We start from the raw sequence: 11,560 nt of genomic DNA, 5'->3' as shown, positions 1-11,560 counted from the left end.
AATTTTCTACACTTCCATCCTGAATACATTAATAACTGCAGTTTCATAAGGATGAGCCTCTTTTACCAGATAATATGCCAGTTCCTCAAATTCTCTTTTTACTCTGAACTTCATTATTTTTTCATCTGCAACACTTGATTTTCCCACTTCTCCGTCAAAAGGACTCCCACCTTCCAGAGTTTTCCAATGTCCAATTCCATCAATCGTAGAATAAACATCTGCGTAAAATCCTTCTGTCAAAAGGTTGTATTTTTGCAAGTTTTCCACAATTTTTTCCACATAATTTTCTGGTACAAAAACTTCAAAACAGCTATATTTTTCTTTAAATTCTAATTTTGAACTCAATAAATCGTCGTTTTCATAGTTTAAAGTCAAATAAAAAAATGGTGTATTTTTAAACAATAATTCTAAAAATATTTTGTCGCCTTCCCACAATTTTAAATTGAAAATTTCTTTTTTAGGAATCCATTTTAAGTTGCCTTCGTCACATTCATGCTGATTTCCTGAAAAATCTGAACTTGTGTAAAGATACATAAATAGCGACTCATCATCATTGTAATTAAAAATCACAAGTCCACGAAATTCATAACTATTCAATTTGTAGCCAGTTTCCTCTTGAACTTCTCTTTTTAAGCACTCTTCGGGTGTTTCCCCAGCTTCCAATTTCCCACCAATTCCTAGCCATTTTCCTTTATTTATATCATTTTTCTTTTTAGTTCTATGTAGCATCAGATATTTTTCATCTTTTTCTAAATAACATAATGTCGTAATCATATTTTTCTCCTCTTTATTATAACTTATTCTCCAAATATTTTTTCAAAATCGGAATATGACTAATTTCAGGAGTCTTGCTTGCAAAAACCATTGTAACATTTTTTGAAACCAGTTCAGATTTTATTATTTGTAAAAATTTATCAAAATTAGGATTTTTTTCCAATTCATTCAAATATCCTGCTGCAAACGTCTCAAAATCAATTCTTCCTTTATGGTAATCTTCCCTAAGCTCCTTTGTAGGTGTAATTTCCTTTGCCCAGTAATCAATTTTGGCATCTTCCTTTTTCATTCCCCTTGCCCACAGCCTGTCTACAAACACTCTAAAACCATCAGCTTCTTCAGTTTTTTCATAAATTCTTTTCCAGTTAAGTTTATTCATTTTTAATCTTTCATTTTTCTAAATTTATATCTTTTAGAATTATATCATATTTTTACAAAAAATACTTTTATATTTTGTAATGAATTCAAAATTATTTTATAATTTTTTCAAAATGTCTTGAATAACTTTCTTTTTTTTTCATAGTTTTCAGTGTATTTAAATTCTAACTGCTCCGCTATCGTTAAAATTTGCCCTATTACATTAACCAGCATATAAAACCAATATAATTTTCCAACTTGTTTTTCAAAAATAATGTGCTATAATTAACATAGTTATACTTTAAATCAAAAATAGAAAGCGAGAATTTTTATGAAAAATAAATTACTGATAGCTATTTTGACTTTTGCTATATCTTCATTCTTATTCAGTTATCCTGTTTTTCGCAGTGATAAAGTCAGCCTTAGTGAAAGTGAATTGCAAAAAAATAATGCTCAGATTGAAAAGCTGCTAAGTCCGGAAAATTTATTTCAAGTTACAGATGAAGAGGTTACGGCGTTTTTAGGCTTTTCTTCTCCAAATGAAGTTAGAGTGATGAGAATTTTAATGGAAGAGCAGTTTAAAGATGCTTCTTTTATGATTACCAAAATTGAATATCGTTCTAATACAGTTGCGGCCGTTTCTTATGAATCGAATGTAAAAAATCTTTCTGAAAGAGATTACAATGCTATTATTAAAACTATTGGGTTTAAATTTAAACAAAAATATGGATTTAATATTAGCGAAATTTCCAAAAAATCTTCATCAAAAATTCAGGAACAATTGTACTTAAAAGATGTTTTTTCAATAACAGCAGATACAGCTCATGCTGAAATCGCAAAAATTAAAACATATAAGAGAAAATCAGGTTTTATTATGTTAAGCAAGACTAAAAATGGATGGGATATTTCAAGTCAAGGTATGGGAATGTCTTTTGGCAAAGTATATAAAATTAAATAATATAAAAAATTTGTGTAATTCTCTAATTTAGTAATATAAATATATATCTTTTCAGAGCTTTACACAAATTTAAAATTATACTTAATTCTCTTAAAATTAAACTAGCAAATTAAAAAATTTTGCTGCATTCTTATTTCTTCGCAGTAATCACATAAATTGGATTTTCTGCCATCATCATATTAAAATCTTTAACTTTTCTATTTTTACTCACAATTAACTGACAAATATCCACATCTTTAAAGTCATATTTTTTCAATTCCTCAACAGCCGTAAAAATATTTTCCAGCACGATAAAGTTTAATACTAAAATTCCATCTTCAACAAGGTTATCATAAGAATATTTTATAATTTCCACCAGATTTCCAGCAGAACCTCCAATAAAAATTTTATTAAACCTTGTATTTAAGTCTTTTAGTCCATCTGGAGCCATTCCTTTAATTACAGTAATATTTTCCAATCCTAATTTTTCCTTGTTTTTATGAATTAGCTCAACTGCCTCATCATTTCTCTCAATTACAAAAACTTTTCCGTTTCGTGCAAATCTCGCCATTTCCATACTTACAGAACCAGTTCCGCCACCAATGTCAAGACAAATATCATCATCTTTCATCTCCATTTTCCCAAGGCTTACAAAACGGATTTCCTCTTTTGTCATAGGAACTTTTCCTCTTAAAAATTCTTCATCTTTTATATGATACATTTTATCACTCCTTATTTTAAATTATAGTTTAAAAAGAAAGCCAAGAGTAAATCCTAACTTTCCATTTTTTATTTATTGTATAGTAAAACTGCTTTAAAGCCGAACTCAAAAGCTATGACTATTTTACTCAAACCCTAAATTTATATAATTTTCAATAGTTCGGTTTTAAATGGGTTCGAGTATATTTTTAAATTAATTTTTCAACGCCTGAATTGGCGGAGCTACTTTTCCACCGCGATTTATTAAGACAGAACAGTCTAAATTATTTATATTTATAATATCTGCTTCTCCGAGAAGTCCTCCAAACACTACTCTATCTCCAGCTTTTTTTCCAGGAACTGGGATTATTCTGACTGCAGTAGTTTTGCTGTTTACCATTCCGATTGCCATTTCATCTGCTATTATTCCAGAAATTACAGCTTCAGAAGTATCACCTGGAATAGCTATCATATCAAGTCCGACAGAACATACACAAGTCATTGCTTCCAGTTTTTCAAGTGTCAAATATCCTTTGCTTGTGGCTTCTATCATTCCCTGATCTTCACTTACTGGGATAAATGCCCCTGTTAAGCCTCCCACACGAGTTGCAGCCATTGCTCCGCCTTTTTTTACAGCGTCATTCAATATTGCAAGTGCAAGTGTTGTTCCATAAGCTCCGACTGCTTCCAGTCCAAATTCTTCCAGTACATTTCCAACACTATCGCCTACAGCTGGAGTTGGTGCAAGTGACAAGTCAATTATTCCAAATTCAACCCCAAGTCTTTCAGCAACTTCTTTTCCGATTAATTCTCCCATTCTTGTGATTTTGAAACTTACTTTTTTTATTGCTTCCGTTATTTCATCAATTTTTGCCGTTTTTGAAATATTGGCAAGTATGTGTCTTACAACTCCTGGTCCACTAATTCCAACGTTTAGCACAACATCTGGATTTTCTACGCCATGAAATGCACCTGCCATAAACGGATTATCTGGAACAGCATTTGTAAATACGACAAATTTTGCGGCTGCCAATCCGTCTGAATCTTTGGAAAGTTCAGCCAGTTCCTTTACAGTTTTTCCCATCATTTTTACAGCATCCAAGTTGATTCCTGACTTTGTAGAGCCTACATTTACAGAGGAGCAAACTCTGTCTGTTTCAGAAAGCGCCTTTGGAATACTGTTTATCAGCTTAACATCCCCTTTTGTAAAACCTTTGTCCACAAGTGCCGAAAATCCTCCAATAAAGTCAATTCCGATTGTTTTCGCCGCTTTATCCAGTGCTTTTGCAAAAATTGTATAATCTTCGGCGTTAGTTGCATTTCCAATTATTGAAATTGGAGTAACTGAAACTCTTTTGTTAATAATTGGCATATTGTATTTGCTTGCTACTTCATCGGCAATTCTTACCAAATCTTTTCCATTTTCCGTAATTTTGTTATAAATATTTTCTGCTGTTTTTTTGGCATTTGCATCAATGCAGTCAAGCAGGCTTATCCCCATTGTGACAGTTCTCACATCAAGGTGCTGCATTTCTACCATATCTATCGTTTCCAGTATCTCATCAGGTAATAAATTCATTTTTCCCTCCTAAATTTCTTATAATAATTGCTTAAAAAATTTTGAAAAAATTAGATTCTATGCATTGCCTTAAAAATATTTTCATGCTGCAAGTAAACTCTTACCCCAATTTTTTCCTCAACATCTTTAAATTTCTCCTGCAAACCTTTTATATCTGTATTTTTTTCTGCTTCTACAAGCATAATCATGGCAAAAATATCGTTTTCAAAGACCTTTTGTGTGATGTCAATAATATTTAAGCTAAGTTCGCTTAATTTTGTTGATACATTCGCAACAATTCCCGTTTTATCCGTTCCAATAACCGTAATAACAATTCTATCGTTCATTCTGATACCTCCTGACAAATTAAACTAAAACTCTTCTTAATATGTTAAATTATCGCATAAATTTAGGTATTTAGCAAGTGGGAAGTTTTATTTTATATTTTATAAAAAACTTAGAATGTGAAACAATTTGGATTTTAAAAAATATACAAGGAAGCAACGCTCTCTTTACTGAAACTTTTTTGATTATTAATATCCAGCTTGTTCCATGTATACTAAAGCAATAATTCCTAATATAGCAAGTTTTTTCATTTTATTTGGCTTCTTTAAATATTCTGTAAATTATAATTTAATTATACATTACTTTTTCCTTTTGTCAATAATTTGGGTTTAGTACGAGTTTAGAAATATGGAAGTTATAAAAAACTTATTTATTGCTATTTATTAATTAAAGTGATATAATTTGGATTATTTAAAGCCGGACTCAAAATTTATGACTTTTCCTGCTCACAGTTAAGAGCGGCTTATTTTCAGCAGTTTACTGCTGATGAAGTTCAGGTATGGTTTTAAGAAACTCGGATTTAAATTTAATGCTAGATTGGGAGGAAAATAAAAAAATGAAATTCTGGAACTTTTTAAAAAGGGCTTTAATGTTCACATTAAAGGAAACATATTCGTTTTTTCTGAAAACAGCTCTGTTTATACTTCTAATTTTTATTATTGGGATTTCCACTATTGCGATTTTCGATTCTAAAAATAAGAATGAAAGAAAAAAAAGCTACGAATACATACTTTTTAATGTTACAAATGTCAATGAAGATAAAATCAAGGGAAACTTCCTCTCTGAAGAAAACCTGTCCTATATGGATATTCTGCAGAGCTTAGACGACATAAAGAACAACAGCCAAGTAAAAGGTGTTATTATTGCACTTGACACAATAGATTTACCATCTTCAAAAATTGAGGAGCTTTCAAAGAAATTTGAGGAACTGAAGGCAAATAACAAAAAAGTTTACGCTTTTGGAGCCTATATTACAAATGCCAATTATAAACTGGCCGCTATTGCAAATGAAGTTGTAATGGTTCCATCCACGTCGGCAAGCCTGGATTTAACTGGCTACCATTATTCGGATATTTACTATAAAGGGCTGTTTGACAAATTAGGAATAAGCATGGAGGTTGTCCGTATCGGAAACTACAAGTCTTATGGTGAAAATTATACTGGAAATGAAATGACTCCTGAATTACGTTCAGAACTTACAAGAATACTGGAAAACAGATACAATAAGTTTATTACTGATATTTCAAAAAATCGTAAAATTGATAAAAATACATTGAATAACGATATTATAAACGGGAATGATACAAGCTTGACACCATTTGCCGCACGTGATAAGAATTTAGTTGATAAATTGGAACATTTTTCCGATTTTACAAAACGTCTAAACATTCGTGAAGATAACGTTGCAGATATTACTGATTATTATGAAAAACGAGTAAAAGATCAGAACATTGGTAATCCTAGAAATGGAACTATCGCTGTAATTTATGCCGAAGGTTCAATCCTGTACGATCCAAACGGAGTTACCGAAGGTGTCATTACACCTGACAACATTTTGCAAAAAGTTGAAAAAGCAATGCAGACTAAAAATTTAAAGGGAATTGTCCTTCGGGTAAATTCAGGCGGAGGTTCAGCGCTTGCTTCTGAAATAATTTATCAGGAACTTACAAAACTGAATATTCCAATTTACGTTTCAATGTCTGATACAGCAGCCTCTGGAGGTTACTACATCTCAATGGCTGGAAATAAAGTTTTTGCAAACAATGCCACAATTACAGGCTCAATCGGAGTAGTTTCAATGATTCCAAAACTTTACAATGCACAAGATAAATATGGAGTTCATTCAAATTCAGTATCAAAAGGAAAATATTCTGATATCAATGACAGCTTTGCCCCATTATCTGAAGAATCCCGTGCTAAAATTACTCAATCAATGGAAGAAACATACAAGGAATTCAAGTCACGTGTTTCTAAAAACCGTAAGATTGATGAAAATGCTCTTGAAAATTATGCACAAGGTAAAATATGGCTTGGAGATGAAGCTAAAAATATAAATTTAGTTGATGGAATTGCAAGTCTTGATGAAGTTATAAAAATAATGGCAAAAGATTTGGGACTGCGTAAAGATTACGCTGTGGAAAGTATTTATCTGGAAGAGGATTTCTCACAAAAATTAAAATCCTTTACAAACATGGTTACAGAAAAATTCAGCCTGTCCACACAGCTTCAAAAAAATATTCCTCAAGTAAAAAAAGTATTCAATGAATACGACTTTGCTGTGCAGAATCAAAATAAACCATTATACTACTTGACATACAAGCTGAATTTATACTAAAAAAATTGGGGCTAGAAAAATATCTAGCCTCTTTTATTACCTATGTAATCTGCGTTTAAACTCTTCCTTGTAAGATTTATAGGCATATCTTAGCATTATGCTTAAAATAAATAACGGAATAGATGAAAATATGCTCCATGTCATTTTTTTACTTATAATCAGTTCCAAAATCAAAAGAAATATTCCAACAAAAAAAATGAAAAAGTTTAGCATCTTTAATTTGTCGCTCCTATGCTTATCCCAGACATACGAAAAAATAAGGCTGATAAGATAAAGGGCAAGGACAATGGGAATGCCAAGTCTAAGGCTCCAAGTCAATTTTTCATCTCCAAAATCAAGCAAAAGAAAATAGGCAATAAAGCCACTTAGCAATAAAAATAGATTTGTTCTCATTCTGTACGAATCTAAAAAAACAAATAAACCTAAATCAAATATTAAAATAGATGGAATTGCATAATAACCCCATTCCAATTTTCCATACATTATCAAATTTTGAAAAAGAACTTCCAGAATCGAAATTATTGATATTGTAAAAAATGATAAAAATACAGCCTTTTTAACTTTCTTCATTTTCATTTCATACAAATTTATATTAATTGTCGGATATTCCTTCACAAATTCCTTATCTTCCAGACCCTCTAATTCAGGAACAGGCGTTTCACACAGCGGACATCTTTGCGCTCCGTCTTCCAGTTCCACTCCACATTTTATACAATACATACTTATCCTCTTTTTTCTATAATAATTCTACTTTAAAACTGAACTCAAAAATTGTGCTATTTTTTTCAAAATGTAATTTTCATCCATATTAATTTTGAAAAAATTCAATTAAACATTTAAAAATAATTCGTAATAATCTTGGATTTTATTCCTCTCTTTCTTAAATAAACAAAAAAATCTCTCTCAATATCATAATTTGCAGTCAAATTTCCAAAATTTACATAAACTTTTTTACAGTCACTTATAACTCCCATCTTGATTTTGCACCTTTTGCTTGGTGGTGGTAAAAATCGAAATCCCTTTAGATATTTTTCATACTTTTTATTAACTTTAAAAATTCCTAAATTTGAAAATCCTGTTGTATAGCCCCGTTCTCCGTAATAATCAAATATAAATGGGAAAAACATGCGTTTTATCAAATATGGAACAGACTTTATTATTATATTTTGCATTGGATTCATTGCCTTGTATATACTTTTGTAAAATTCTTTTTTTGTAATTTTTAGGGCAAAATAGTTATCCAGATAGGTTATGATTTCAGAGAGGGAATATGCACCAAGACTTGCATCCATACTAGGAGTTATGTTTATAAAAAAATTTCTGTATGTAGTTTCCTCAAAAATTTTTCGTAAATCAACCGGCACTCCAATAACAATAGGATTTTTGGCTTGAGAATACCTATCCAGCAAAATTTTGAAATATACTGAGAGAAGATACTTCCCAATAGTAGTCCCATATTTTTTACTTTCTTCCTTCAGGCTTTCCACATCAATTTCTCCAGTTGTAATATGGTACTGCCCTTTTTCCAGTATTTTCATTGGCAAGTGAAATGCTGACTTTATCGTAGTTTCCTTGCTTACTTTTCGCATATATTTTTCATAAAGATCGACATACTCATTTTTTTGAGAATTTTTCAATCCACTGTCATTTCCCAGCAGTTCTCTTGTTTTTTCAAAAAAGTTTTTTTCAAATTTTTTATTTTCAAAATCTTTTTCATTTTTATTTATCTTTTTTCCAAAATTAATTATTTTATTTATTTTCTCAATTTCTACTTCCTTCTTTTTTTCAGTCTTATCAATTAAATTATCCTTTTTATCTTTTTCAATATTTTCCAAAAAATACTTTTTCTCCAAATATTCTTCAATCAAATCCTGAAAAAATAACGCCGCACCTTTTCCATCGGTCAAAAAATGTGCTATTTCTATCGATAATTTATTATTAAAATAAATGATTCTCAGTGGATTATCCTTCTGTATATCCGTACAAGGATAAGTTTTTTCCTCTTCAATCATAAAATGAGCTTTTTTCTGCTGCAAGTAATTCCAAAAAATTCCCTTTTTCAGCTCCGAATTATAAAACGGATATTTCTTTTCAAGCGAAATCACAACTTTTTGCAATATTTCCAAGTCAATATTTTCAGAAAACAATGCTGAAAGCCGAAAACAGGTCGTTCTTCCTTCGCTAATTATTGAAGAATATGTTTTTGCAAAAGCGTCCAGCTCATACCATATTTTTTCATTTTTCACTTTTTTCCTCTTCCATTTTATTTATTTTTAACTTCTAAAGCATTATTTAAACCAGCTTTCTCAATATTTTCCTTCTACAAATTCAATTCTTATTTATAAATGCTCAAGTTCAGATAATCAAAAAATTATTACCCTTCCAAATATTTTTTCAAATTTTCATAATTTTTTTTCGCTGTTTCATAGCCAATACTATACACTTCCAAAAGTTTCTTCTTATTTTTCTCAATTCTCCCAAGTGTCAGTTCCACTTCTGGACGAATCACAAAAATCTCTCCTTTTGCCTCCAGCTCATCAATATAGTCAAGCACTTCATTATATCGGCTATATCTTGTATTCATAAGTTCTACAAATTTAGGAAACTTCTTATATCTTATCCCAGTAATTTTACCCAATACACTTTGTTTTTTTCTATAATTTTTATCACGTGTCAAGACAACTACATTTTTTGTATTTCCATTTTCTATAGACTTTTTAATTGGTATTGAATCAGAAACTCCACCATCCAGATAAACATTTCCATTAATATTAACCATTCTGGCAAGTAACGGCAAAGAGCTTGAAGCCCTTACATAAACGGTATCCTTATCAAAATCCTTAACTTCAGGATATTCCGCTTCTCCAGTCTCACAATTTGTAATTACTACCTGAAATTTTGTCTTATTTTTCATAAACGCCTCATTGTCAATTGGATTCAATTTATTCGGAATCTCATCATAAACAAAGTCTACTCCAAACAAATCTCCAGTAGTAATTAAGCTGTATAAACTGCAATATCTTTTATCATCTAAATAATCTACCGACACATTAAACGCTCTCTTATGCTGTTTGGCTAAATAACTGCAGGCATGACAAGCCCCAGCAGATACGCCTATGCAACTATCAAATTCAATATTTTTTTCCAAAAAGAAATCTAGCACTCCTGCCGTAAATATCCCCCTAAGTCCTCCACCTTCCAATACTAACCCAGTTTTTTCTTTCATTAATTTCATCCCTTTCAACATTAATTTTTTGTTTTCTCCTATTATACACCTATTCCTAGTATTTTTCTACTTTTTTAATAAATTATTTCCACCTCCCCAAGACCAATTAAAAATTTAGTACATTGCCATTATATTGAGAAAAAGAAGTTAAGCAGGAAAAAATGATTTTGAAAAAAAAATTAAAGAGCAAAAAATTTCTGCTCTTTAAAAAATATTTTATATTATCTTTGTTTTGTTTTGCGCTTAATTTTACAGTATTCCTACATAAATTGCAATATTAATTGCGACATTTTACCAAATTTTTTTTAAAAACTAATTTCGTGTAAAAATTTTTCAAATGGCGTTGCATAGTTTAAACATTTTCTTGGTCTCGAATTTATCAGCATTAAGGTTCTTATCAAGTCTTCTGTGTCTATTTTTGATATGTCGGTCTTCTTTGGGTAAAATTCTCTTAGAAGGCCGTTGCTGTTTTCATTGCAGCCTCTCTGCCATGAGCAGTAAGGATCTGCAAAATAGAAATCTATTCCCATCTTCTCCACCTCTTCCCAGCACGAAAATTCCTTCCCCTGTCTGATGTGAAAGTCTTGAATGCTCCTTTTGGAGAATACCGGCTGTCAGCTGTCTTATTGCTTCCAGCATTGAACTTTTACTTCTATCTTTCATCTTTATCGCAACATAAAACCGTGTCTTCAATTCCACAAATGTTGCAAAGCAGGCTTTGCTTTCTCCTCTTGCTGAAACTACCGAGTCCAGCTCCCAATGCCCAAAAACTTCTTTTTTCCTGACTTCTTCCGGTCTGTCGCCAATTGACTTCCCAATATTGAATTTTCCTCTCGTCTCCTTAGTTTTCACTCTCCTCCCCTTTCTTCTCAAGACATTCAGGGAAACATCCAGAAAATTACTGTACAGCCAGTTATAGATAGTTTTAAATGACAGTCTCCCCTTTAGTTCCCTGCCAGCAATTTGTTCAGGGGACCAGGTTTTGTAGAGCCTGTCCTCTATCAGGTTTTTCAATTCAGCAGTAATTTTTGAGCTTCTTCCTTTATTAGCAGCTTTTGTACTGGCATCTGCCTGAGCATTCTCAGAAGAGTATTCGCCATCAATTCTTTTGATTTCACGGTAAATGGTAGTCCTGTGCCTGTCAAGGATTTTGGCAATTTTAGAAATTCTGTAATTTTCTTTTAACAGGACCTCTAGTTTATTTCTTTCATTTATGGTAAAATATTTATGGCTCATGATATATTTCCTTTCGTTAATGTTTTTGTCGTTACTAACATTTTAACACGAAATTATCATGAGTTTTTATATTTTTTCAGTTTGTCGCAATAT

Annotated in this window: 10 protein-coding genes and 1 pseudogene; 2 read left to right on the top strand and 9 right to left on the bottom strand. The window is 31.2% G+C overall.

Annotated features, from left to right (window positions below):
* Window positions 1-6 precede the first annotated feature (6 nt).
* Both FVE77_RS02630 and FVE77_RS02625 read right to left on the bottom strand, forming a co-directional pair.
* Window positions 7-774 carry an NUDIX domain-containing protein gene (locus FVE77_RS02630; protein ID WP_026745803.1) on the bottom strand — a complete coding sequence of 256 codons (768 nt, stop codon included), beginning with the start codon at window positions 772-774 and terminating at the stop codon, window positions 7-9.
* Window positions 775-790: 16 nt separating this feature from the next.
* On the bottom strand, window positions 791-1,153 hold the full coding sequence (locus FVE77_RS02625) for a DUF488 domain-containing protein (protein WP_026745804.1): 363 nt from the start codon (window positions 1,151-1,153) through the stop codon (window positions 791-793).
* A gap of 309 nt (window positions 1,154-1,462) precedes the next feature.
* On the opposite strand from FVE77_RS02625, the gene FVE77_RS02620 reads away from it, so the two are divergent.
* Window positions 1,463-2,089: a hypothetical protein gene (locus FVE77_RS02620; RefSeq protein ID WP_026745805.1), complete on the top strand. Its 627-nt coding sequence runs from the start codon at window positions 1,463-1,465 to the stop codon at window positions 2,087-2,089.
* A 130-nt stretch (window positions 2,090-2,219) separates the two neighbouring features.
* On the opposite strand, the gene cbiT is transcribed toward FVE77_RS02620, so the two are convergent.
* From cbiT to FVE77_RS02605, 3 genes are all read right to left on the bottom strand, one after another.
* Window positions 2,220-2,789 (bottom strand): precorrin-6Y C5,15-methyltransferase (decarboxylating) subunit CbiT, encoded by a 570-nt coding sequence (gene cbiT, locus FVE77_RS02615; RefSeq protein ID WP_026745806.1) that lies wholly within the window; start codon window positions 2,787-2,789, stop codon window positions 2,220-2,222.
* Between the two features lie 192 nt (window positions 2,790-2,981).
* Window positions 2,982-4,346: a PFL family protein gene (locus FVE77_RS02610; protein WP_026745807.1), complete on the bottom strand. Its 1,365-nt coding sequence runs from the start codon at window positions 4,344-4,346 to the stop codon at window positions 2,982-2,984.
* 50 nt (window positions 4,347-4,396) lie between these two features.
* Window positions 4,397-4,672: an ACT domain-containing protein gene (locus tag FVE77_RS02605; RefSeq protein ID WP_006805198.1), complete on the bottom strand. Its 276-nt coding sequence runs from the start codon at window positions 4,670-4,672 to the stop codon at window positions 4,397-4,399.
* A 554-nt stretch (window positions 4,673-5,226) separates the two neighbouring features.
* Here FVE77_RS02605 and sppA point away from each other — a divergent pair.
* Window positions 5,227-7,005, top strand: a complete 1,779-nt coding sequence (sppA, locus tag FVE77_RS02600) for a signal peptide peptidase SppA (protein WP_026745808.1) — start codon at window positions 5,227-5,229, stop codon at window positions 7,003-7,005.
* Window positions 7,006-7,041: 36 nt separating this feature from the next.
* On the opposite strand, the gene FVE77_RS02595 is transcribed toward sppA, so the two are convergent.
* The 4 genes and pseudogenes from FVE77_RS02595 to FVE77_RS02580 all read right to left on the bottom strand — a co-directional run bounded on the left by FVE77_RS02595 (window position 7,042) and on the right by FVE77_RS02580 (window position 11,467).
* On the bottom strand, window positions 7,042-7,725 hold the full coding sequence (locus FVE77_RS02595; protein WP_026745809.1) for a DUF6320 domain-containing protein: 684 nt from the start codon (window positions 7,723-7,725) through the stop codon (window positions 7,042-7,044).
* A 116-nt stretch (window positions 7,726-7,841) separates the two neighbouring features.
* On the bottom strand, window positions 7,842-9,251 hold the full coding sequence (locus FVE77_RS02590) for a hypothetical protein (RefSeq protein ID WP_026745810.1): 1,410 nt from the start codon (window positions 9,249-9,251) through the stop codon (window positions 7,842-7,844).
* A 128-nt stretch (window positions 9,252-9,379) separates the two neighbouring features.
* On the bottom strand, window positions 9,380-10,252 hold the full coding sequence (locus FVE77_RS02585) for a patatin-like phospholipase family protein (protein WP_232052949.1): 873 nt from the start codon (window positions 10,250-10,252) through the stop codon (window positions 9,380-9,382).
* Window positions 10,253-10,536: 284 nt separating this feature from the next.
* Window positions 10,537-11,467: pseudogene (locus FVE77_RS02580) on the bottom strand (IS30 family transposase).
* Between the last annotated feature and the right edge of the window lie 93 nt (window positions 11,468-11,560).

The sequence above is a fragment of the Leptotrichia hofstadii genome, from assembly GCF_007990525.1.
Taxonomy (GTDB): Bacteria; Fusobacteriota; Fusobacteriia; order Fusobacteriales; family Leptotrichiaceae; genus Leptotrichia; species Leptotrichia hofstadii.
The sequence above is the reverse complement of the archived record's forward strand: the minus strand, read 5'-3'. Positions and strand labels throughout refer to the sequence as shown.